The organism is Kosakonia oryzendophytica (genome assembly GCF_027886705.1).
In the GTDB taxonomy this organism is placed as follows: Bacteria; Pseudomonadota; Gammaproteobacteria; order Enterobacterales; family Enterobacteriaceae; genus Kosakonia; species Kosakonia oryzendophytica.
Genome location: NZ_CP115659.1, coordinates 1020819 through 1044764, shown reverse-complemented (window position 1 = coordinate 1044764; position 23946 = coordinate 1020819). Strand labels below are relative to the sequence as shown.

General features: G+C 52.1%; 22 protein-coding genes. 13 read left to right on the top strand and 9 right to left on the bottom strand.

Annotated elements, in window-relative coordinates:
- Positions 1-16: 16 nt before the first annotated feature.
- A complete protein-coding gene (locus tag O9K67_RS04995; protein WP_061493394.1) occupies positions 17-1573 on the bottom strand; it encodes a carbohydrate porin in 1557 nt (518 codons plus the stop codon).
- Positions 1574-2206: 633 nt separating this feature from the next.
- Between O9K67_RS04995 and O9K67_RS04990 the strand changes: the two genes are divergently transcribed.
- The 3 genes from O9K67_RS04990 to O9K67_RS04980 are packed head-to-tail and all read left to right on the top strand — an operon-like array spanning position 2207 to position 4027.
- A complete protein-coding gene (locus tag O9K67_RS04990; protein WP_271044663.1) occupies positions 2207-2695 on the top strand; it encodes a tetratricopeptide repeat protein in 489 nt (162 codons plus the stop codon).
- Positions 2696-2717: 22 nt separating this feature from the next.
- Positions 2718-3233: a sigma-70 family RNA polymerase sigma factor gene (locus O9K67_RS04985; RefSeq protein ID WP_071889871.1), complete on the top strand. Its 516-nt coding sequence runs from the start codon at positions 2718-2720 to the stop codon at positions 3231-3233.
- Positions 3230-4027, top strand: a complete 798-nt coding sequence (locus O9K67_RS04980) for an anti-sigma factor family protein (protein ID WP_061493392.1) — start codon at positions 3230-3232, stop codon at positions 4025-4027. Before O9K67_RS04985 ends, O9K67_RS04980 begins: the two co-directional genes overlap by 4 nt.
- A 46-nt stretch (positions 4028-4073) precedes the next feature.
- Here the strand turns inward: O9K67_RS04980 and O9K67_RS04975 are convergent, their stop codons facing one another.
- Complete coding sequence (locus tag O9K67_RS04975; RefSeq protein ID WP_061493391.1) at positions 4074-4652, bottom strand: YceI family protein; 579 nt, start codon at positions 4650-4652, stop codon at positions 4074-4076.
- A 393-nt stretch (positions 4653-5045) separates the two neighbouring features.
- Positions 5046-5945 (bottom strand): LysR family transcriptional regulator, encoded by a 900-nt coding sequence (locus O9K67_RS04970; protein ID WP_061493390.1) that lies wholly within the window; start codon positions 5943-5945, stop codon positions 5046-5048.
- Between the two features lie 97 nt (positions 5946-6042).
- Here O9K67_RS04970 and O9K67_RS04965 point away from each other — a divergent pair, with 97 nt between their 5' ends.
- Entirely contained in the window at positions 6043-6765 is a 723-nt protein-coding gene (locus O9K67_RS04965) for an SDR family oxidoreductase (RefSeq protein ID WP_061493389.1), read from the top strand.
- A gap of 127 nt (positions 6766-6892) precedes the next feature.
- Here O9K67_RS04965 and O9K67_RS04960 read toward each other — a convergent pair whose 3' ends face one another.
- The gene (locus O9K67_RS04960; RefSeq protein WP_061493388.1) at positions 6893-7177 is read right to left on the bottom strand and encodes a Rossmann-fold NAD(P)-binding domain-containing protein; all 285 of its coding nucleotides are present in this window, start codon (positions 7175-7177) and stop codon (positions 6893-6895) included.
- 222 nt (positions 7178-7399) lie between these two features.
- Between O9K67_RS04960 and O9K67_RS04955 the strand changes: the two genes are divergently transcribed.
- The 4 genes from O9K67_RS04955 to O9K67_RS04940 are packed head-to-tail and all read left to right on the top strand — an operon-like array spanning position 7400 to position 11190.
- Positions 7400-8215, top strand: coding sequence for an SDR family NAD(P)-dependent oxidoreductase (locus O9K67_RS04955; protein WP_061493387.1), 816 nt, complete (start codon positions 7400-7402; stop codon positions 8213-8215).
- Positions 8216-8240: 25 nt separating this feature from the next.
- Positions 8241-9002: an SDR family oxidoreductase gene (locus O9K67_RS04950; RefSeq protein WP_061493386.1), complete on the top strand. Its 762-nt coding sequence runs from the start codon at positions 8241-8243 to the stop codon at positions 9000-9002.
- 42 nt (positions 9003-9044) lie between these two features.
- A complete protein-coding gene (locus O9K67_RS04945; RefSeq protein WP_061493385.1) occupies positions 9045-10244 on the top strand; it encodes an MFS transporter in 1200 nt (399 codons plus the stop codon).
- A gap of 10 nt (positions 10245-10254) precedes the next feature.
- Positions 10255-11190, top strand: coding sequence for a GlxA family transcriptional regulator (locus O9K67_RS04940; RefSeq protein WP_061493384.1), 936 nt, complete (start codon positions 10255-10257; stop codon positions 11188-11190).
- Positions 11191-11300: 110 nt separating this feature from the next.
- Here O9K67_RS04940 and O9K67_RS04935 read toward each other — a convergent pair whose 3' ends face one another.
- On the bottom strand, positions 11301-12260 hold the full coding sequence (locus tag O9K67_RS04935; protein ID WP_061493383.1) for an AraC family transcriptional regulator: 960 nt from the start codon (positions 12258-12260) through the stop codon (positions 11301-11303).
- Between the two features lie 121 nt (positions 12261-12381).
- Here O9K67_RS04935 and O9K67_RS04930 point away from each other — a divergent pair, with 121 nt between their 5' ends.
- Positions 12382-12915 (top strand): carboxymuconolactone decarboxylase family protein, encoded by a 534-nt coding sequence (locus O9K67_RS04930; protein WP_061493382.1) that lies wholly within the window; start codon positions 12382-12384, stop codon positions 12913-12915.
- A 133-nt stretch (positions 12916-13048) separates the two neighbouring features.
- Here the strand turns inward: O9K67_RS04930 and O9K67_RS04925 are convergent, their stop codons facing one another.
- On the bottom strand, positions 13049-13954 hold the full coding sequence (locus O9K67_RS04925; RefSeq protein WP_061493381.1) for an alpha/beta fold hydrolase: 906 nt from the start codon (positions 13952-13954) through the stop codon (positions 13049-13051).
- A 51-nt stretch (positions 13955-14005) separates the two neighbouring features.
- Positions 14006-14626 (bottom strand): TetR/AcrR family transcriptional regulator, encoded by a 621-nt coding sequence (locus O9K67_RS04920; protein ID WP_082794130.1) that lies wholly within the window; start codon positions 14624-14626, stop codon positions 14006-14008.
- Between the two features lie 426 nt (positions 14627-15052).
- On the opposite strand from O9K67_RS04920, the gene O9K67_RS04915 reads away from it, so the two are divergent.
- On the top strand, positions 15053-16489 hold the full coding sequence (locus tag O9K67_RS04915) for a hypothetical protein (protein WP_061493379.1): 1437 nt from the start codon (positions 15053-15055) through the stop codon (positions 16487-16489).
- Between the two features lie 338 nt (positions 16490-16827).
- On the opposite strand, the gene O9K67_RS04910 is transcribed toward O9K67_RS04915, so the two are convergent.
- A complete protein-coding gene (locus tag O9K67_RS04910) occupies positions 16828-17664 on the bottom strand; it encodes a MipA/OmpV family protein (protein WP_061493378.1) in 837 nt (278 codons plus the stop codon).
- A 206-nt stretch (positions 17665-17870) separates the two neighbouring features.
- Between O9K67_RS04910 and O9K67_RS04905 the strand changes: the two genes are divergently transcribed.
- The 3 genes from O9K67_RS04905 to O9K67_RS04895 all read left to right on the top strand — a co-directional run bounded on the left by O9K67_RS04905 (position 17871) and on the right by O9K67_RS04895 (position 20728).
- Entirely contained in the window at positions 17871-18548 is a 678-nt protein-coding gene (locus tag O9K67_RS04905) for a response regulator (RefSeq protein WP_061493377.1), read from the top strand.
- Positions 18548-19936, top strand: a complete 1389-nt coding sequence (locus O9K67_RS04900) for a sensor histidine kinase (protein WP_061493376.1) — start codon at positions 18548-18550, stop codon at positions 19934-19936. Before O9K67_RS04905 ends, O9K67_RS04900 begins: the two co-directional genes overlap by 1 nt.
- Before the next feature lie 318 nt (positions 19937-20254).
- Complete coding sequence (locus O9K67_RS04895) at positions 20255-20728, top strand: RrF2 family transcriptional regulator (RefSeq protein WP_271044643.1); 474 nt, start codon at positions 20255-20257, stop codon at positions 20726-20728.
- Positions 20729-20793: 65 nt separating this feature from the next.
- Here O9K67_RS04895 and oqxB read toward each other — a convergent pair whose 3' ends face one another.
- Positions 20794-23946 carry a multidrug efflux RND transporter permease subunit OqxB gene (oqxB, locus tag O9K67_RS04890; protein ID WP_061493374.1) on the bottom strand — a complete coding sequence of 1051 codons (3153 nt, stop codon included), beginning with the start codon at positions 23944-23946 and terminating at the stop codon, positions 20794-20796.

The window sequence follows — 23946 nt, the reverse complement described above, 5'->3', positions numbered from 1 at the left end:
CAATTTTCCCACTCTCTTACCACCAGACTTCCGCTTGTGCGCCAATGGTCAGTTGGTCTTTTTTCCGATCGGCAAACCTGAACTGGCTGATTTCATTATCCTGTGCCCGAATATAGGTCGTGTAGAAACGCAGTTCAGGCCGCGACTGCAACAGACTGGTGTCGACTTTTAGCGCATGGAACAGCGTGGCTTTATAGCCTTTCTCCGCGTACGCGTTGCCCTGCTGCTGGTTGGTCTGCTTAAACCACGCCAGCTCCATGCCGGTCTGGTTGCCGTTGTTCCAGATCCAGGCTGGACGCACGACCGCACGATAGCTCTGGAAGTCGGTATGCGCCCCGGTATCATAACTGTAGATATCATTGCCCGCCGACCAGGCTAACGCATGCGCCAGTACAACAGACGATGCGGGGTAAAACTCGCCCTGCGAGATCACGCGCAATGCCTTGCCATAAGTGTGTTTGCCATAGTAGTTGTCGCCATTGCCATACCCCGGACTGGCATTGGAAATCAGTGCAAAACCGCTGGCCAATGAGTTATCCGCCGCCTGGACGGTCAGCTCTTCAAAACCGCCCGCATCAAAACGGTGTCGCAGCACCGCCCCCGCAAGCCAGGCATCTTTCACGCTAAAGTGGCTGCCGTTATTTTCACTGTTTTGGTAACTGTCGGATTTGTTCGCCCGCGAATATCGGCCGAGAAGTTCCGCCGTCGTGTTGCTCGCCACGGGGATCTCTTTATAGCGAATATCCACGGTGTTGGTATTCACCTGCATCGCATCCTGGGTTGCCGGGTAGTTAACGGCATGGGCGTTGAGATCCTGGCGAACCAGCGCCATGCTGAGCTTCCCGGCACCGACCTGCCAGTTCTCAATCCCCACCCCGGCACCGCTGTCAGTCAGGTGGCTTTTCCAGTCCAGCATCTGAATTTCGTATTTGGGCAGGTTATGTTTACCGATCCACAGAGAGGCGTCCGGTGCAAAGGGAAGAAACCCGGTAGTAGTGAGATAGATGTCAGAAAATTGCAGCAGGTTTTCCGAATCTTTATCAAACCATGCAGTGCCGTACTGTTCACCCACGTTACCATCCAGCGTGACCACCGCATGGGCAGATTTGCCATCTTGCGCATAGACGCGCTGCTTAAATTGCAGATCGAACCACGACGAGTATTCATTACCGAAACGCCCCAGCGAACCAATGGCATACTCTTTTGGCGAACCGTGATTGCCCGTTCCCCACCCGGAGCGCAAATAGCCGGTAAATGAGAAACCCATATCCTCTTTTACAAAATCGCTTAACGCTTTTAGCGTCTGCGGTGTCGTTTCCGCTGTCGAACCATTTGTATTTTTGCGATTGATTTCAGATTTATTTATTTCTTGATTATTAGCCACCCCGGTAATAGAAACAGGCGTGGTCATTTGTTTATATTTATTCAATTCCGCTTTGGTTTGGCTGAGTTCACGCGCATTTTCTTCCAGTTTTTTCTCCAACTGAGCAAGCCGCTCTTCAACGGATAAAGGTTGCCCCCAGGCGTTGCCACACGCGGCAGAGATCAACAACACGAGCAATGATTTTTTCATAGCATACAATCCATGTGTTATATAATTAGAATACAAAGTTAGTGGTTTACTTATTTAAAAGCGCCCTATTAAAAGAGCGAAAATGATTCTAACCCAGGTTAATTAAATAAATACAGTTAAAGATAATCCATTTATTTTAAAAATAAAAACGCAGTTATTATAAAGATGGGTATATATGCGTTAAAAAGAGAATTAATCAGGAAGTTTTTAATAGATAACAGGTTCACATTAAGTACAAAAGATCGTTTACATAAAAGTTAATGCGCGGATAAAACAGGGCGCCTGATGCCATAAACATATTTGTGCAGGGATTCTAATAATTGATAAGAGCAATACGCCGTGTTCCTCCTGACCTGGTAACGTTTAGTCGTATTAACACACTTATTCCGGTTATCGATCGCTGCCCTTTTCCTGCTGAGCGACTGCGGAATAGCACAGCAGTCGAGGCCTCTCCGCACTTTTTATCGAATAGAAATCGCCGTCGCCGCGTTTACCCTTCATTAACACGCAAATGGGGCCTCATTTATGACTGAAAAAACATCACCGTTAACACAGCTACGCATTAGCACCGCCCTGCATGACCTGCAAAACGCATCCGCGATCCTGCGACGTCTTCTGTTGCCGGTGGTATGTATGCTGCTGCCTGTCATGCCCGTTTTCGCAGCGGGTGACGATAATACCAACAGCAAGACACCGGATTGCCCCAGCGGGCAGGTTTATGACAGTACGGCGAAACAGTGCGTCCCGGCGAAAACAAGCCAACTCAGCGATGAAGATAAAACCCGTTATGCTTATCACCTGGCAAAAAAAGGGGAGTATCAGGCAGCGCTGAACCTGCTCAACACACTTAAAAATGGCAATACGGCTGAAGCCTGGAATTACCGGGGATATGCCACGCGTAAGCTGGGGCGTACTGATGAAGGTATCGGCTATTATCAGCGTTCATTAGCACTCAATCCAGCCTATGCCAAAGCACGCGAATACCTGGGCGAAGCATGGCTGGTAAAAGGGCGTCCTGACCTGGCAAAAGCGCAATTGCGCACCATCGCGACACTTTGCGGCCATGGTTGTGAAGAGTACCGGGATCTGCAGGCAGCTATCGACGGCCATCCTGAATCCTGAGTCATGGTAAGAGGATAAAAAGATTACGACCCGTGACGTCCGTCAGCATCTTGCTGAACATCTGACACGCCTGTGGCGCTATGGGCTGGTTCTGTCGCGTAACCGCGAGGTGGCGGAAGAACTGGTTCAGTCTACCTGTGTTCGCGCGCTTGAAAAAAGCGCGCAGTTCACCCCTGGGACACGCATTGACAGTTGGTTATTCACTATCCTGCATTCCATCTGGATTTCAGATGTGCGTGCCCGCCGGGTGCGCCTGGGACAGGGGTTCGTTGAAAGCGATGAGTTACTGGCGCCGGATACGCATGAACAGGATGAAGCACGCCTGCACTATGCGAAAATCATGCAGTGCGTAAGCGCACTGCCGGAAGCACAGCGCAATGCCATGTTCTTAGTCTATGTTGAAGGTTTTACCTATCAGGAGGCAGCAGACACATTGTCTGTACCGATTGGCACTATCATGAGCCGGCTGGCTACGGCGAGGGCAAAAATCGCCCAGGTGATTCACACGCCGCCCCCTGTACAGGAGAAACGATATTGAAATCAATCAGATTTACAGCACCGTACAGCGATGAGGCGATAGTCGCCTGGCTCGATGGTGAAATGCCAGCCAGTGATGCAGAGCGCTTTGCGATCGCGCTTGGCCAGGATAAACACCTGGCCGAACGAACCGATGAGTTAAAGCTCAACCAGGCAGACGTTGCCCGTGCCTTTGCGCCCCTCCTGGAGGATGCGCCGCAGTCTCGCATGGAGGAACAACTGGCTAACGTGCTGGCCCACCAACCGGCCCCTTTTCACAAGGCACCGGGCGTCAGTCGACGCGCGTTGATCGCGGCCTCACTCAGTTTTCTGGCTATGGGTTCGGGGCTGGGCTATTTCGCGCGCCCCGCGACCAGGGTTCAGGGCGAAAGCGAAAAAATGCGTGACCTTGAGGCACAGTATATGTCTCTGTACAGTGCGGAAACGTTGCTGGATGCAGACAGTTCCCCCTCAGCGTTGCAGCGTGGGCTGGCGCGTACGGCACAAGACATAGGTTTGCGGGCGAATGAACAGCAACTGGTACTGCAAGGCGCAGAGCTGAAAATGGTGCGGATGCTGCGCTATGACAGCACCTCGATTGCGCAAATTGCCTGGATGCATGCCGATTACGGCCCGATGGCGCTCTGTATTTCACCGGACAGCCATCCTGCCAGCACAGAACTTCGTCATGAACAACGCCATGCGATGAACCTCGTCTGGTGGCATTCCAGAGGCTATCAGTTTGTGTTGATCGGCCGTAACCCTGCCGACCAATTGCAACAAAACGCACTGACGTTGCAAGCGGCGTTGGCATAGCAAAAAAAACGCACCGGCATGCTGATTGACTGGCTGCCAGGAGGATTTATACGGCCTGGTGTGGGCGGGCCTGAATCTCAATCGTGATCGTCACGGTGTCATCCACCAGCGCGGCAAAGCTATCCATATTGAATGCTGAGCGCGAAATCGCGGTCGAGGCATGCAGAAAAATATTCTCCGCACCCGAGAGTTCGCCATGTTGACTTTCCAGGGAGGCATCAAGGATCACCGGGCGTGTGACATTTTTCACGGCCAGGGTCCCGAATACCCGAAAATGTCCCTTTCCGAGAGCCACCACGCGACTGCTTGTAAATGCGATGTTTGGGTAGTGTGCAGCATCAAAAAAAAGGTGGCTTTTCATCTGATACGTTAACAGGGTATTGGACGCCTTAAGGGTATCAACCGGAATGGTGACGTCTATCCGGTCGCCACGTTCATTTCCGGTATCCAGCGTAATATTTCCCGTCACCTTTTCCAGGCTGGCTTCTGAGGTCCCCCCAAATGCATGCCAGGCGAGGGCAATCGTCGTTTTCTGCGTGTTGATACTGTAGCTGGCAGGGCTGGCATATAACGAAAATGGCGTGATTAAAAATCCGAGAGCGATGACGGGCATGATACGGGTCATAGTGGTAATCCTTGAGGTGGTTACCGTGTAAACGCGTCAACCTTGCTTCTTATTCGATCCCGCATCTCGTTTCACAGCAAACAGACGGTAAAAGAGAGAAAGCGATAGAGAATACATTGTTAAAATATCTTAAATTTCAGTCAATTATAAACAAAAGGAGTGTGCAGGATAATCAGATGTGCGTTTGCATTACATCCCTTCTCGCTCATGCGGATCGTCTGATCCCACCGGGTCAGTCTGTATGTGCCAATAGCGAAAATTCACTCGTTGTCGCTCAAATCGCTGACAGAAACCGTCAACACGAACCTCTGCTGTTCGCGCTTAAGGGAGAGCCATATTCAAATCTCACACAAGGCTCAATATCAACGTGAGGCGCGTAACAAACGCTGGCGATTACCTATTCTGCTCCCGCCATTGCCTGACATGGTCGACCAGAGCGCGTAGTTTGGGTGCCATATTACGGCGTTGAGGAAAATAGAGATAGAAGCCCGGAAAAGAGGGAAGAAACGCGTCCAGCAATGAGACAAGTTGCCCTGTTTCAACAAACGGTCTGAACGTATCCTCTGTGGCAAAGGTAATTCCGCCACCGGCGAGCGCAAGCCGCAACATCAGGCGAAGATCGTTCGTTGTGATCTGCGGTTCAATCGCCAGGTTGAAAGGTTCTCCCGCCTCCTCAAATTCCCAGCGATAAGGGGCGACATCTTTGGCAGGACGCCAGCCAATACACCGGTGATGGATCAATTCACGCGGGTGTACGGGTGTGTTGTTAGCCGCGAGATACGTGGGCGAGGCAACCACCATTTCACGTTGCTTTCCTGTAAGCGGGACGGCAATCATATCCTTTTCGATCACCTCCCCAAGTCTGACGCCAGCATCATAACCCGCGGCCACAATATCAAACTCTTCATCCGTCACGACAATATCAACCGTCACGGCGGGATTGGCTGCCGCAAACGAGGCGATCAGCGGGCCGGAAAGAAACGCTTCGGCTATCGAAGTCACTGCGATCCGCAGACATCCTCGCGGCAGCGTGTCCGACGCCACGTCTTCGAACGCCGCGTCAATACTTGATAACGGTGATGACAGGGACTGACGCAGACGTTCTCCCGCTTCCGTCAGCGTGACTGAGCGAGTCGTTCGCATTACCAGCATGGTGCCGAATGCGTCCTCAAGCCGCCTTATTCCCTGGCTGACCGCCGATCGGGTGACATCCAGGCGAGCAGCGGCAGCACTAAAATTACGCTCTTCTGCCACCGCGAGAAAAACAGGTAAAAGGTTAAGATCGATTTTCATTGTTTAATGCCGCTAACCAGTGAGTCCAGTAATGACAGGATACTGAAAACAATCGCGACGTTCTATGATCGATTCGAACTCAACTGAGGAGCATGCTATGGATAAAGTGATAGTCATTACCGGCGCATCCAGCGGGATTGGTGAAGGCATGGCCAGAGAGCTTGGAAATGCCGGCGCGAAGGTGTTATTAGGGGCGCGCAGGCTGGAACGTATTGAAGCCATTGCCACAGAAATACGCAGCGCAGGGGGGATTGCCCTGGCGCGGGAGTTAGATGTCACCAGTCGCCTGTCGATGGCGGGCTTCGTGCAGGCAGCGCTTGATCAATGGGGTCGGATCGACGTGCTGATCAACAATGCGGGTGTCATGCCACTTTCTCCGCTTGCAGCGGGCAAACAGGATGAGTGGGAACGCATTATTGACGTGAATATTAAGGGGGTGCTCTGGGGGATTGGTGCTGTTCTTCCTGTCATGGAAGCCCAGGGCTCCGGTCAGATAATCAATATAGGATCTATCGGTGCCCTGACTGTGGTGCCAACCGCTGCCGTCTATTGCGCCTCAAAATTCGCCGTACGAGCGATTTCGGATGGTTTACGTCAGGAAAGTTCGACTATTCGCGTGACTTGCGTCAACCCTGGCGTGGTGGAGAGTGAGCTGGCCTCAACCATTACCCATACGGAAACCAAAGCGGCGATGGATGTGTACCGTTCTGTGGCACTTAAACCTGCGGATATTGCCCGCGCCGTTCGGCAGATTATTGACGCTCCAGAGAGTGTTGATACAACCGAAATAACCATCAGGCCAACGGCATCCGCCAACTGAAATACCTGACCGGGAACTGGCGTCGTGTCGGTGTAGACTGCCTGCTTTGCTCCGAAAGCAGATTCCGGAAGGAGAGAAAAGTGAGCCAGAAACAGCGTTCAGCACTGAGCCGTTTCCGGCTCCCTGCTCACCTGGGGGGTCTGCCGTCAGGCTCTATAAACGCACCGGACTCATCCCCTTCCAGAGCATATTTAACCGGCCGCCGCGCCCCCTCCGCTGGCGTCATTACCCCGTAACCCGTCAGGTCCGTTTTTACAAACTTCGGGCTGACAGCGTTGCCTTTTATACCGGTGTCCCTCAACGCTTCGCTCGGTTGAACAGTAAACATATCCAGCGCAGCCCTGGAGGCATTGTAGCCAATAAAGTGTGAAGCGTAAGACGTGGAGGTCGGGTTATCGTTAAGCGTCAGCAAGCCTAATCAACTGAAAACGTTAACTATCCTGACACCTCCAGGAGCCGTTAAAACCCTCTTCTGCGGAAAATGGCACGGGATCCGGGAGGTATTTTCACTCCTGACGGTCATGCGAAGTGAGACATATAATGTCTTAAATGACTACCATAATCGTCATTTAAGACACTTCTTTCTCACTTATGATTCTCTCATTGAATCAATCGTGATCGAAAGGAGTCTGCAATGAATCTCGCAACACAACCCGCTAAAGGCACCGCCGTGATCACAGGTGCGTCTTCCGGTATCGGTGCCATTTACGCGAATCGACTGGCGCGCATGGGTTACGACCTGATCATTATCGCTCGCAATCATAACCGCCTGAATCAGATGGCCAGCCACATTACTGCTGACACCGCCCGTAATGTGGAAGTGCTGGCAGCCGACCTTGGAGATGCCCAACAGCTTGCCGCTCTGGAGCGAAAACTGCGTGACGATGCCAGCATCACACTGCTGGTGAACAATGCCGGTGTGGGTACGCATACGCCGTTGTTGTTGAGCGAAGTCGATGAGATGCAGGCGATGATTAATATCAATGTCGTCGCCCTGACCCGTCTGACGTATAGCGTGGTTCCAGGTTTTGTCGCGCGAGGTACGGGCGCCATCATCAATATCTCCTCGATTGTCAGCCTCGCGCCGGAACTGCTGAACGGCGTATACGGCGGTACAAAAGCCTTTGTATTGGCATTCAGTCAATCACTGCATCACGAACTCGCCGAAAAGGGCATTCACATCCAGGCCGTGCTGCCGGGCGCGACAGCAACACCGTTCTGGGATAACGGCGGCTTACCCCTCGAACAACTCGATAAGTCGATAGTGATGAGTGCTTCTGACCTGGTCGATGCCGCGCTAACGGGTTTTCTTAACGGGGAACTTGTCACCATCCCATCATTGCATAACGACGCTTACTGGCAGGCGATGGAAAGCAGTCGTCAGGCCATGATTCCGCATCTTTCACGTAACGTACCCGCCGACCGTTATCGCGTCGGCCCGACTCGCTAATTATTTAGCCAACAGGAATAACCGTATGAAACTGACAGGCAACACTATTTTTATCACTGGCGGCACGTCCGGGATTGGCCGCGCGATGGCGGAAAAATTTCATCAACTGGGAAATCAGGTGATCATTTCAGGCCGCCGTAAGGCGCTTCTGGACACGGTCACGGCTGAAAATCCGGGGATGGCTTCCGTGGTGCTGGATGTGACCGATGCATCCAGCATTAAATCGGCGGCGAAAGAGGTGCTCTTGCGCTATCCGGCGCTGAATGTCGTGATCAATAACGCTGGCATTATGCCGTTTGATAACGCCTCCGCTGAACTGGACGATGAGATGGCTACCACCTTACTGGATACCAACCTGTTGGGCACTGTTCGGGTCAGTTCAGCTTTTGTTGAGCACCTAAAGCAGCAACCGGACGCGGTATTGATCAATAACAGTTCGATTCTGGCCTTTTTACCCCTGGTGACCAATGCACTCTACTCAGCAACCAAAGCGGCGATTCATTCGTACACCCTGTCGCAGCGTTTTTTACTGCGCGATGCCGGTGTGAAGGTCATTGAAATTTCACCCCCTTGGGTTGATACCGATTTGATCTACAAAAGCGGTGACTCCCGCGCGATGCCACTAGCCGATTTTATCCAGCAGACCTTTGACAAACTGGCGACAGACGCCATTGAAGCGATTGTAGAGAGTGTGCTGCCTGCGCGTGCAAATCCGGGTTTGAATGAACACGAGATGGTGAATGCCTTCAACCAGTCAATGATGGATAACCCGATCCCGGTTGCGTAACCTGCTCTGGGGCAGGTAACTGCCCCCGTTCTGGAGTTGATAATGCAAAATCACCTGTCCACCTCTCAACGCCGCGCACTATGGGCGCTTAGCCTGGCGTATTTTATTCAGGCGACCGGTTCGCTTTCCGTCGCGGGCAGTCTGGTCCCGATTTCTCAGGAGTGGGGGATCAGCGATGCACAAAGTGCTCGTCTGCTCTCTATTTTCGGTCTGACATTTGCGCTCGGCGCGCCGCTGGCACAGGTTATGTTCGGCAAGTTCATGCGCAGAACACAGGTGCTGGCAGGCATGCTGGTATTTGGACTGGGCGCCCTGACTTTTGCCATTGCTCCGGACTATAAGGTGCTGGTGGCTTCGCGGATTGTCATGGGGCTGGGTGCCTCCCTGATCGGTCCGGTACTGATTGCGCTCGGCGCAGAGTTAGTGGCTCCTGAAGAACGTGGCAGCGCCATTGCCATGATCCTGCTGGGCGTCTCAATGGCCAGTATGGTCGGTATTCCGCTGGCGGCATGGCTGGCCACCGTCTGGGGCGCGCGGATGTTATTCACGCTTATCGCGCTGATGAGTGTCCTCACCGCCAGTAGCGTGTTTCTGCTGGTGCCCAACGTGGTCAGCGGTGTTGATATCCGCTTACGCCAGGTCGGCATGGTGCTCAAGCAAGGCAAATCACTGGCCGCCTTTCTGGTCGTCTTTTTTATCACCTCCGGCGTTTACGACATGTACGCCTTTATCTCGCCGATGATCCGCGATCGCTGGCAGGGTGATACCCCGGCCGTCTCCATCGCGCTGGCCGTTATTGGCTCGGCGGGTATTGTGGGGAATCTTTTTGTTGCCCGTGCTGCACGCCACTACAGTGCGGAACACTTGTTGGTTGTCGGTCTGACGTTGCTGGTGGCGGATATGTCGCTGATCATGCTACTACCGGCTCAACTGTCATTGTTGTATCTCCTGCTGGTGGTCTGGGCCTTCTCCACTGATCTGTTATGGCCCACTCAACAGCGGCGTATTGTGGAGATCTCAACGGCGGAAACGCGTGGAATTTCGCTGGCATTAACCAGTGCGTTTATGTTCTGCGGTATTGGTTTTGGTTCGGCCGTAGCCTCATGGCTTTATCCACTGTCGGGCTTTTACGGAGTAATGATAAGCTCAATCGTGTTCCTGCTGCTGGCACTGGCCAGTCTGTGGACGTCTGAGCGCTTACGCGCCCGCTCTGCGGAATATCAGGCGGTTAGTCTGTCATAAAGGAGTTGCGATGCACCGAATAGGATTAATCATTGCCGACCATTTTCAGATGCTGGCGCTGTCTACGCTGACGGTATTTGAGTTTGCTAATCTGGTCGCTGATCGCCCGTTTTATCAACCTGAGGTTTACTCCGAACATGGCGGTACCGTACGTTCTTCTTCCGGTATTGGTGTAGATTCGGCGAAGTTGAGCGAGGAAACGCAGGTGGATACCTGGCTGGTGGCAGGCGTGCTGTCTCCCCAGGAGGAACCCGCCAGCCCCGGCGTGGTTACTTTCCTGCAAACTACCGCCAGCCAGGCACGCCGTATCGCCGGGATCTGCACCGGCGCATTTGTACTGGCACAGGCCGGACTGCTGGAGCAAAAACGTGCCACCACGCACTGGGCGCACTCACACAGTCTGGTCTCACAACACCCCACTATTCGGCTCGAAGATGATCGTATTTTTATTATTGATGACACTATCTGGACCTCTGCAGGCATGACCGCCGGGCTGGACATGGCGCTCGGTATGGTAGAGAAAGATCTCGGTGCAGACGTTGCCCGTACGGTGGCGCATCGTCTGGTGATGAATCAGCGGCGCTCCGGCGGCCAAACGCAGCATTCGGAAATGCTTGCCTTGTCACCTCGCTCAGATCGTCTGCAAACTGCGCTGGAATATGCCCGCAACAATTTGCGCAAAACCCTGACAGTGGAAATGCTGGCCGATGCGGTGCATGTCAGCCCCCGCCAGCTTAGCCGTCTTTTTCGTCAGGAGACGGGCAAGTCCCCGGCAAAAGCGATTGAAGGGCTGCGGCTTGAGGCCGCGCGCGTCATGATTGAGCAAAGCCGCCTGTCGCTGGATGCCATCGCTCGTGAGTCCGGTTTTCGCGACAGACGGCATATGCGGGAGGTGTTTATTCGCGGGTATGGCATTCCACCTCAATCCCTACGCGCAGGCCGTTAAGCCATAGTGCTGTATTCACTCTGCAAGGGGGACGTGGGGTTATTATTCTTTTCCGCGAGCGCAGACTAACGGCGTGTCACCGAAAGGAAATGCAAGTTTGCACGATAACATTACGCCTGATCATCGTTGCCGTCCGGCAAGGTTCCGGTGAAAAAGGGGCTATGCCCACGTCTACGATACTGAGCAGGCGTGATACCGTAGGTTTTTTTGAACGCTTTCGTGAAAGAGGAGAGCGACAAAAAACCGCACTGCTCAGCCACACCCTCCATCATCAGGTTTCGCGCTTCTGAAAGTAGCCTCACCGCCAACATCATACGCAGTTGATTAAGCCAGGCCTGCGGTGTCTGATGGTAGCTGTTTGAAAAGTGACGGGCGAAGGTGGCTCGGGACAAAAAACAGCGTTGCGCCATTGATGCCATCGTCCATGGCGCTGCCGGATCGGCGATGACAGCCAATACAGCAGGAGCAAGACGTTTATCGCTTAGCAAACGCAATACCCCGGCAGGAGGCTCGCGCCGCGACAGTAAAATACGCAGGATCAACGCAAGCAGCGTATCTGCCAGCCCCTTAACGATGCTCGCACTGCCCGGCAAACCGCTTAGACTTTCGCGTACCAACATTACCAGTAGCGCTTCCAGCTCGGGGCAATCGTGTCGCTCATCGGTACGGAGATGGATCAGCGTTGTTTCATCGGCGAACATCCAGCGATAGCCCGGACCGAAATGAAAGTCACCGCACAATACCTCTACCGCAGGCCCCGGCCCTTCCGTCCACACTTCAGTTACGATGCCATTATTGTTGACCTGCGCGGGAACGACCTGCCCCCAGTCCACAAGGCTTTGCAATAAATGCGGCGATCCGTGCGGGAACAGAACGATATCGCCCGCGCGAACATCGAATGTGTTCCCTTCAACAACCAGCCGGGTTTCACCATGAAGAATGACATGCCAGGGCACAATACCGGCGACCTGTTGCGGGTGGTCGGCGTCCCAACGCCCGGTAAAACGGCAGTGGAGATTGACGTTACATACTGGCGCGAGTAAGGAAAGCAAGCGACTGAGGTTGTCCACCCTGGCTCCTGAGACGATAAGACAAAAAGTCGAGACGATACGGCCAGAACGTCAGCCCACCGCGCCCTATTATGTGCTCATCGCCGATACGGCGAAACCCTTAAACTGAAAGGAAAAAATGATGAGCCGATTAACTTCCGTACACCCCGACAATGCGACGGGTCAGACAGCCGAACTCTTTAACGCCATTAAACGGGCGATGGGTAAAGTCCCGAATGCCTACCAGACCATCGGGATCGCTCCCGACATTCTGAGTCAGGCATTGCAACACAACGCCACACTGGCGAAAAGCCAGCTGAGTAAACAGGAAATTGAAGCCGTTAACCTTGTGGTGAGTGAGGTGTCAGGATGTGATTATTGTCTGGCGGCGCATACGTTAACCGGGAAAATGGCAGGTTACAGTATTGAGCAGATTCAGGCATTACGTCGGGGAGAGTACCCGGAGGATCCGCATCTTGATGCGCTGGTCAAATTTGTGAAAAAACTGGTGACGACCCGTAACACCTTACCAGAAGAAACCGTCAGCCGTTTTCTGGCTGCAGGCTTTAGCGACCGACACGTGGTTGAAGTGATCAGCGCCGTCAGTGCAATTCTGTTCACGAATATGATTAACCGTGTAAATGACACCGTGGTGGACTTTCCAAAAGTAAACTAGCCCACTGCATGTGGCAGAAAGCCCTCTCTTTCTGCCACAATATTACGTCTCTCCTTACCCACATCCCGGCGAATAAAACAATGGGGCGCAGGTCAGGGTCTCGCGCAGACGCAGGAAAAGTTCCTGTTTGCCCCTACCGGAAAAATGTCGCCATTGCCTCACTCAGTGCGTTGGGCTGTTCATCCGGGATAAAGTGACCACTCTGCGGGATAGTGATGCCCGTTACCACCGCCGCAAACTGATGTAGCGGGGCCGCCATATCAGGAATAGATCCCTCTTCAGCGCTAATTGCCAGGAGCGGTAGCATCAATTTACCCTGCCCGCACCGCGTCCGATTCTGGGCGGCTGACACTGCCGCCTCGCGATAAGGCGCTAACCCTGCGCGAAGAGCACCACGTTGTCTCATTAACCGCACATACTCTGCGATATCCTCATGGCTAAATGCCATCGGACTGGCGGTTTTGCGCCGCAGGAACCATTCAAGGTAAACATCCTCACGCCCGCTAATTAACGCTTCCGGCAGATCGGGAAGCACATGGAAAGCAAAGTGCCAGGTCTTCCAGGCTTTATCAGGTGTTGCAGGTAAGGCATCCGGCAATGTGATACCCGGGATACCGGCATCCAGCAGCGCCAATTTGATGACCTGCTGGCTATAACACATGGCATAAGGCCACGCGACCCAGGCACCGACATCATGGGCGGCAAGGTAATGTCTTTCAATCTTGAGCGTTTGCATAAAGCGATAGACATTTCCGGCTAGTGTCTGTGTATCGTAGCCAGCCAGAGGCTTGTCTGAGTCGCCCTGACCGGGCAGATCAAGCGCGATGAGGTCGTAACGATCGCCGAGCAGCGCCATCACTTTGTACCAGGCATATGCGCTTTGCGGAAAGCCGGCCAGCAGCAGCAACACGTCACCATGCGGGTTGCCGCCTCTGACATAGTGCAAGCGAACACCGTCGACTGCCGCGTAGAAATGAGCAAAGCCGGGCAAATTATCGACCGGTTGCGACCAGGGTTGTGTGATTGATTGATCAGGCATTTATCACTCCGGTTATTTAGGAAATGAATATTTCCTTTATGGTTAAAATTTTTAGTCGAGTAGGGCCATGACCGTGGCTACCAGACGATCATGTGCCGGTAACTCACCGCTCTTACCCGCCACACGCATACCCAGCACCAGACACATCAGGACGCTGCTCAGTGCTTGTGCATCATGTCGTGGATGCACAGACCCATCCTGCTTTCCCTGCTCAATCAGTTGGCGGATCGTGTGTTGGTTGCGTTCAAGTGCAGCGCGGACCAACCCGGCCAGTTCGTCGTCAAGCAGCCCCAATTCAATGGCACTCCCGACAACCAGACAACCGCGTCGCCCCTCCATATCGCTGGCAGACTCAAGATAGAAGCGCAGGAGTTCGGCGATTTTTGCCCGCCCATCAGGTTGCTGTGTCAGGCGCTGGCGCAGGGTTTGATTGCGCAGCGAGGTATACCGTGCAAACACTTGCAGGAAGAGGCTTCGCTTGTCGTGAAAGGCTTTATAGATACTGCCGGCCGTGAGCTGCATCGCCTCGCTTAGATCGGTTATCGACGCACTGTGGTAACCCTTTTCACGAAATACCGGTATTGCAAGATCCAGCGCTGAATCCGGGTCGAACTGTCGCGGGCGTCCCCGTTCACGGGCGCTGTGCAATGTCTCAGGCATCATGCTCTCCATTTTGGAAATAATCGATTCCTAAATACTCCCACAGAAAACGACAATTGGAAAGTTTTCCGCTTGATGAAAATGCGCGCTAAAACGAAACACGCTCGCGAACCGCAGGTGCCGCAGGATGAATAATGTCGCTCAGTTCGGGTGAATCTCCATTCGTCCTGGCCAGAAAAGTCCGTCAGTTATAAAAAACCACCCCTCATCAAATTAGCCAGATAATATGCGATAACCCTTTGTAGTATATCAGCCCGATACGTACTTCAATCGGTTGAATAGAGCGCTAAAAATACTAAAAATTGCCTTTTTCAATCCGCCTCAAATACATCCTTTAATATATCCATATCTATTCGCCTCCTGTATACTTCGCGATTAACTAAAAAAATGCGCTTGTTATTGTTGTATTATTTTTTACTATGAACCAGGGAAAGTAAAATGAATAACAGAGTTCTTTTTCTAAAAAATATGCACGTCCTTGCACAAAAACTCAGTTGGATTGAAAATGATTCCGTCGTGGATGAGTTGAAGGATTTATTTATTGCAAATAGTCATCTTTTAAATGATGATGAGAATACCACAACATTTATTAATCAACTGATTTACTGTGCCGGGAAAAATGTCACACCAGACGATGTTGAAAACTTACTCACTCACTTAACTGATTTTTTTATATACTATTTTTCAATACAACCGTGTCATGTTTTCTTCGTCGGAAGAGATTGGGACTCCTACCAGCAAAACGCGCTTTTCCTTCCATCTAATATGGAAAAAGTTACCGCATTCGAAATCAATCTGGACACAGACCCGGAAAGCATCCAGCTAAACCAGAGTGACGATACGTTTATTCCCCTGATCGTCACAGATTCCACAGGGTTTAACTTCATCAAAAAAAATAATATAGAATTCCCTGACGCGCTAACCATCCTGCAATTTCCAGAGAAGAATACCAGTCTTTATAGTATGGATATTGGATTCATACCTCTTCTTAATGCTCGTTATAAAAAAATCATCAGCGATCCAAATGTACAGAGTGTGATACTTGGATCATCCTATGCATACCAGGGATTCCCTGATGAGCTATTAGATAAATCAGTAAACCTCTCTATCTTCTCCGGTGATTTTACTTTATCGTACAGCCTGATTAAGAAAATAACAGAAACAACACATATACGAAATTTCATTCTCTGCATCGGTCTTTATGATGCTTTTTATGAGTTATCAATGGGCGCTGCCCCAACGTTCCCTATTGCTCGCTACTTCTGCAAAAGCCAGGATATTGAATACAATTTCAGGAATAAAGTCGATAACTCCAATAGTAGTTCAACTAGCCAACATATTCTGAGCCCACTTGATTTGCTCATCAGGCATATCTACGAGAGAAAAACTCACCTTAAGTTTTATAATGATGAGGAATTATCGAGGCTCAGTAGTCTGTTGCTTGATGAGCCGATTGTAAAAAAATCTGTCGATTTTATAAATGAGAGAAACTATCGCACTGACTTTTCATATTCATCAGCAGACATCCTGACACGTACATCAGAACTATCAAAGGCTTATACAAGAAAGCATAGTTTTGAAAATAATAAAGAGGTCATTTCCTCCATGATAGAGTTAATTAAAGAAACGAACTCTACCATTAATTTTATCGTTATGCCGTTCACTGACTTTTACGTTGAAAACTTTGATAAAAACCTAAAAAATGAAACGCTGGAGTATATCGAAAGTATTACTGATGGCCAGAATGTATTCATGACTGATTTATCGACACATGAAGCATTCACGCCTGAAGATTATTACGATTCGGATCATTTGAATTTTAATGGCGCCCGAAAGCTCTGTCACGTTGTTAAGCAGCTAGGGGGTGAAATTTAACAAACAGGCGTGTTATACCGAAAAATCGCTTTTCCTTATGGTTTAACAGCAGAAAAGCGATAATGTGGCCTTTAGCCTGACGCGCATTCGTCATGTTTTCTTGGGTCAGGATTTATCATACGGCGCATTGCAAGCATGACCGAAACCGGATGACGGCGTTTTTTACGCTCCAGGAGAGCGTGACGTATCCTGAACGTCAGACGACGTAATTTTTTGATTGTCTTGGAAAAAGTGAGCGAGCAAAGTACCGCCCCGTCATCTGAATCGGGGCGGAGCATATGCGTGTTTATTGACCGTGCATCGCCACACGCAGCCGGGAAGGACAGGCAAAAAAGCGCTCAGAAGCGATATGTCACTTTCAGGCTTCCGGTGGGCGATGATTTTCGTTGCACAATCGGGCTGTTGCGTGCGTCCCCCGTCAACTGCGTATAGCCTGCTGCAGTAACCACGCTCCAGTCTGGGGTGAGCTTGTACGTCCAGTCAATATTCATGTTATAGGCATAAATTCCCGATCTGGCATCATATTGAGCAAACCCCGATGCGGCCGACTGTGATGCGCTTACGCCGTAGTAAGTCTGCATGTACTGGCTCGTCCCCCAACTGCCGGTCAGCGCCAGTGTCACGGAATTTTTGGGTGACGTATACAGCGGGCTGGTAATGCCAAAATGCAGCGCCGTACCATTGCTTCGCTCAGAAATCGGCACCTCCGCCTGCAATTGCACATTAAGCCAGTCGGTCACCCTGTACCCTAACCCGTGTACACCAATCGCTGAGCCTTTGACGTCACCCATCCCCCGCAACTCATCGCTGCCGTAGCTGACTGAGTCGCTGTCCACGTTACGATCCTTACGGCCTGCGCGATAACTCAGCGCAGCGCTGTAATCCAGCTTGCCGATATTGTTGCCGTAACCGATACCCCGCGTACTGCTGATGAAGAAACCATTTGCCATCGAGTAATCAAGCACCAGGGCCGTTGTGGCGCGGCTTTTATCCGAACCAGAATAGCGTGGCGCAACATCCACGCCTCCCCCGAGGGTTAACGCGTTGCCTTGTTGCTGTTCTGCCGCCAGGGTCGGGGTGGCCAGCAACGCCAGAATAATGCCCGGCACTATTTTTTTCAGGTTGCGACCCGAGAGTGAGGGGGGAAACTTATGACGCAGTTCGATGTTTCTCATTAAAGAAGTCCTTGTGGATTCAACTGATTACGATATAAACGGTTTTTAAACACCAGAACGCTCAGTTTGAATGCTCCCCCTAAAGTTCTCATGAGCCAAAAATGAAGAAAGCATGAAGCAAGTACAGGTGCCCCAAACCTGATAGATTTCCTGATATCGATTTTTTCTTCAGACGTTCTTCATTCACCGTTGATACAGTAACCATTGTGAAAATTCTCCTAATCGAAGACGACCTGGATCTCGGCAATGGCGTGCGTATTGCTCTTTCAGATCAAGGGTTTGACGTCATATGGGTTCGCCGAAAAGAGGATGCGCTGCATCAGCTTGACGCTTGCGTGCCAGAACTTGTGCTGCTCGACCTCGGACTGCCCGACGGCGATGGCATGAGCCTGATGGCGTGCTTGCGTCAGCAGTGCAAGGGCATCCCGGTCATCATCCTGACCGCGCGAGGCACGTTGCAAGATCGCCTCAGTGGCCTGGATGCTGGTGCAGACGACTATCTCGTTAAACCTTTTGTGCTCGCCGAGTTGTTAGCAAGGGTGAGAGCCCTTGCACGCCGCAGTTACGGTTTTCAGGATGAGGCGATAGAAATCCGCGGCCTCTCTCTCCATGTGCCGACTCGTCGCGTAACCGTGGGTGCAGGTCATGTCGATTTGACGGCCAGTGAATACGCGCTGCTTGAAACGTTAATGTTGCGTGCTGACCGCGTGCTGACACGCCGTTTTCTGGAAGAAAAGATCTTCGGCGCAAAAGAAAACATGAGTAATGCGCTCGATGTGCATATGGGTAATTTGCGTCGCAAAATTGGCGACGGCTATGTACGCACGGTGCGGGGCGTAGGGTATGTCATTGATACCGTACCGATCCAGAAAGGAGCGGGTTGATGCGCAATGTTTGGCACCACCTGAGAACGCCAACGCTCGTGCGGCGAGTGATGATCGCGCAAATGGTACTGCTTACACTGCTTTGGTGTCTTTTTCTGACCTACGTTTTGTGGGAGGACTTGCGCAGCCCCCCGATACTAACGGGCAGTAAGACTTACGAAACCATTTTTACAATGATCGATCGTATGGACGATAGCCCGCAGAAGCGCACTGATGTTCTGGACGCGTTCAGCAAGGCCTTGCGGGAAGATTATGGCGGAAGTGAAGATCCGGAACTGTCAATCAGCCTGATCGTTCGGAAAAATAAAGAGATTATTTATGCATCTGATGGCGCCCCAACAGGCGTGACAAACACCAGGTATGGGAAAATCCAGACGATTCAGAGCGAAGGTCGTAGCTGGACTAGCCGTACCCTCAAATCCGAAAACGCCGATGTGGAGGTAACACTTATCACCCCTGCCGGAGGCTGGAACTTCTTTATTTACCTGAACTCGCGTGGCTACTACGTATTACCGCTGTTGGTGTGCATTCCTTTTCTTTTGTTTCCCGCGTGGCTGTCTATCCGCATTGCCATGCGTCCCTGGAACAAGGTCGTCACTGAAATTGCCTTCCGAACGCCAGAAGATCTCTCGCCCTTAAAAGAAGTGCCAAAACACAGGGAGCTTCGCCAAATGGTCGATGCGGTTAATGGATTCCTCACCAGAGTGCGAGAAAGCACGGAAAGGGAACGGGTTTTCATAGCCGATGCCGCTCACGAACTGCGTACTCCCCTGGCGGCGATGCGCATCAATGTTGAGGCCTTGCAAGCCTATATAAACAGCGATAGCCAACAGGAGTTACTTGCAGGGATTATTCGCAGCAATAGCCGTGCGGCTCGTCTCGTCAATCAGTTGCTGCTGCTGATGCACAGCGAAGCGCGTACAGACACGGTTATGGCGCCGGTGCCGCTGACGACGCTCATACAAGAGCGAATGGCTGCACTGGCACCGCTGGCGGCTGAACGTAGTATTGAACTCGAATTCTACTCTCATGATGAAATCTGGATTACCGGTGTCAGGGAACGCCTGATGTCGCTGATCGACAACGTCATTGAAAATGCCGTGAAATACAGTCCTGAGGGCGGACGGGTTGTGGTAGAGGTACGATCATCTGATGCATCCACTCAGCTATGTGTCTCAGACGCGGGGCCAGGCATTCCCGTTGAATTGAGGGAGCGGGTGTTCGACAGATTTTTTCGCGATCCCAATCAGGTGCAAAGCGGGAGTGGATTGGGGCTTGCAATTGTCAACGCGGTTGCGCAGCAACACAACAGCAGCGTAAGCCTGAGTACCTCTGCCGAAGGTGGGCTCATGGTTACGGTTAACTTCCCAAACCACACGTCCGCCTGAACGAAAACACGGTTTTTGAACCCAGCCCGCCGGAGAGTATCCCCGTTCGGGCCCCTTCCAAAATGCTTTCCGAATACCGCCCCTAACGTCTTACGAACATCTGCTGAATGGCCAGGATCGTCTACCGATCAGGCGTCAGCCCATATTGAATGTGAGATCAGCGTTGCCTTTTGTGCACACCGGAAACTTATTTTTACGAGTCAGGTCACCCGTAGACTTCTTCAAAAAAATTGCCGTATTTGTTATATTATTGCTCATTGATTATTCACCTCTGCGGTGCCAAAAAGAACAAGATTCACCGCAACCCAGGACAATGAAATGTTAGATTACCGCTTCCCGACAGCTTTGCAGATGGTACTCAGCGTAGCGATGGCGGAGCAATTGGGTGAACGTTCGACAAGTGCGATTCTGGCCTACGGTTTGGAAGCGAATCCGAGCTTTATCCGCAAATTAATGGTTCCACTCACGCGTGACGGCATTATCGTCTCAACGCTTGGCCGCAACGGTTCTATTCACCTTGGTCGCCCGGCGGAAAAGATCACTCTGCGCGATATTTATGTTTCCGTCACCGAAGATAAAAAGCTGTGGGCGTCGCGTCCCGATATACCGGCTCGCTGCGTGGTCAGTGCCAACGCGTGCTGGTACTTCAAATCTATCGCCGATGAAGCAGAGCAGGCTTCGTTAGAGGTGTTAGCTCGCCATACCAGCGCGCTGGCGGAAGTCCAAAAAGCCAATACCAGCGGGTTCGATCTGGTGCCTGACATTGTTGCCCAGCATAAAAAAGCGCTTTGATTCTTTTCTGATGACAAAAAAAACCGCCTTCTCTGTGAAGGCGGTTTTTTGTTATCTGCAACAACTCAGGCAGGCAAAACGTCCCTTGCTGATTTGTCACGCGTAACAAGTTTACGCAGCGTAACGTAAAACACCGGTGTCAGGAACAGACCAAACAGCGTCACGCCCAGCATACCGGAGAACACCGTGATCCCGGTGACGCCGCGCACTTCTGCCCCCGCGCCGTGGCCGAGGATCAGCGGAATGGTCCCGGCAATAAACGCAATGGAGGTCATCACAATCGGGCGTAAACGCAGGCGACACGCCTCCAGCGCCGCTTCCATGATACCTTTCCCCTGAATTTCCAGCTCGCGGGCAAACTCAACGATAAGAATCGCGTTTTTACAGGCCAGTCCCATGAGAACCACCAGACCGACCTGCACGAACACGTTGTTATCCCCACCGGTCAGCCAGACGCCAAACAGCGCGGACAGCATCGTCATCGGTACGATAAGGATCACCGCCAGCGGCAGGGTCCAGCTTTCATACAGCGCTGCCAGCACCAGGAAAGCCAGCAGAACCGCAACCGGGAAGACAATCAGTGCCGTATTGCCCTGAGTGGCCTGCTGGAAGCTCAAATCCGTCCACTCAATATTCATCCCATTCGGCAGTATTTGCTTCGACATTTTGTCCAGTTGCGTCATCGCCTGCGAAGAAGAGAGTATGCGAGGATCCGCGTCGCCAATGAGATCCGCTGCCGGATAACCATTGTAGCGAATCACCGGATCCGGCCCGTACGTCGTCGTGATCTTCACCATACTGCCGATCGGCACCATTTCACCCTGATTATTACGGGTGCGCAGATTAGCAATATCTTCCACGCTGTCGCGGAACGGTCCGTCTGCCTGCGCCATCACACGCCAGGTACGCCCGAACTGGTTGAAATCATTCACATAAGACGAACCCAGATAGGTTTGCAGCGTACCGAAAAGATCGGTCAGCGACACCCCTTGCGCTTTCGCCTTATCACGATCGACCTGCACATCCAGCTGCGGAACGTTAGCCTGATAGGTTGAGATAGGGAAATGCATCCCTGGCGTCTGCATAATCGCACCGGACATCATGTTCACCGCGTTTTGCAACGCACCATAACCAAGACCAGCACGATCCTGTATGTACAGCGAATAACCAGACCCCTGACCCAGCCCTAAAATCGGCGGCGGCAAAATAGAGAAGCCAAAGCCCTGCTGGATTTGTGCAATTTTCGCGTTGATCTCAGCGTTAATTTCCGCCGCAGAATGTTTACGCTGGTCGAACGGTTTCAGGCCAAAAAAGACCGTCCCGGTATTCGGCGTATTGGTGAATTGCAACGCATTAAGCCCAGGAAAGGCGACCGCATAATCCACCCCTTCGGTGTTCATGCCGATTTCGCTCATTTTGCGGATCACCGCATCGGTGCGTGCCAGCGAAGAGCCTTCCGGCATTTTCACACCGCCAATTAAATAGAGCTTATCCTGCGTGGGAATAAACCCGCCGGGTACGGCTTTAAACATGACGCCAGCGGCACAGAGCAGCAGCACATACACAACAAACACCGCACCCCGTCGTCCAAGCGTTTTGCCAACCAGCCCCTGATAGCGGTTCGAGCTACGGTGGAAAAAGCGGTTAAACGGACGGAAAAGCCAACCGAACAGACGATCAATAAGCCTGGTAGGGAAGTCTTTCTGTGCGCCGTGCGGCTTTAACAGCATGGCCGCCAGCGCTGGCGAGAGCGTCAGCGAGTTGATGGCGGAGATCACTGTTGAAATCGCGATCGTCACCGCAAACTGTTTGTAAAACTGACCGGTTACCCCGGAAAGAAACGCCATCGGTACGAACACTGCACAGAGCACCAGCGCAATCGCGATAATCGGCCCGGATACTTCACGCATCGCCTGATGCGCTGCTTGAAGGGGAGCCAGTCCCTCTTCGATATTGCGCTCAACGTTTTCCACCACCACGATGGCATCATCCACCACGATACCGATAGCCAACACTAGCCCGAACAAACTCAGGGTGTTAAGTGAAAAACCAAGCAGGTAGAGAATACTGAACGTACCCACAACCGATACCGGCACCGCGATCAATGGGATAATCGACGCGCGCCAGGTTTGCAGAAACAGGATCACCACCAGTACAACCAGCACCACCGCTTCCAGCAATGTTTGCACGACCGCGCGAATCGAATCGCGAACAAACACCGTAGGATCGTAAGGTGCCGCCCATTTCATATCTTCCGGGAAACGCGTGGCCAGTTCGTCCATTTTGGCGCGCACCGCGTTAGACAAATCGATGGCGTTCGCCCCCGGAGACTGGAAGATACCAATCCCGACTGCGTCTTTATTGTTAAGCTGGGAACGCAGTGCATAGCTGCCAGACCCCATTTCTATACGCGCCACGTCGCGCAGGCGTACCAGCGAGCCGTCTTGCGCCGTTTTCAGAATAATATTGCCAAACTCTTCTTCGGTGTGCAGGCGACCCTGAGCGTTAATGGAGATCAGGAAATCGCTCTCTTTCGGCAGCGGCTCAGCACCAAGCTGCCCGGCGGAAACCTGTACGTTTTGCTCCTGCATCGCCGTGACCACATCCGAAGCAGTCAATCCGCGCGCCGCGACCTTATCGGGATCCAGCCAGATGCGCATCGCGTATTCGCCCGAACCAAAAATCTGAATTTGGCCGACACCGGGAAGACGCGCCAGTTCATCCTTCACTTTGAGCGTGGCGTAGTTACGCATATACAGTGAATCGTATTTACCGCCGGGCGAAAACAGATGCACCACCAGCGTCAGCGTCGGCGATTGTTTCTGGGTGGTAATGCCCAAACGCCTTACATCTTCCGGCAAACGCGCCTCAGCCTGTGATACCCGGTTTTGTACCTGAACCTGCGCCTGATCGGGATCCGTACCCGGACGGAAAGTAACGGTGGTCACCAGTACGCCGTCGGAGCCTGCAACGGATTTCATGTACATCATGTTTTCAACGCCATTGATCGCTTCTTCCAGCGGCGTCGCCACGGTCTCTGCAATCACTTTCGGGTTGGCACCCGGATACTCCGCACGCACCTGCACGCTTGGCGGCACGACGTCCGGATATTCGCTGACCGGCAGCAGCGGGATAGCGATTAATCCGGTGACAAAAATTAGAATCGACAGCACTGCGGCGAAAATCGGCCTGTCGATAAAAAAGCGGGAAAAGTCCAT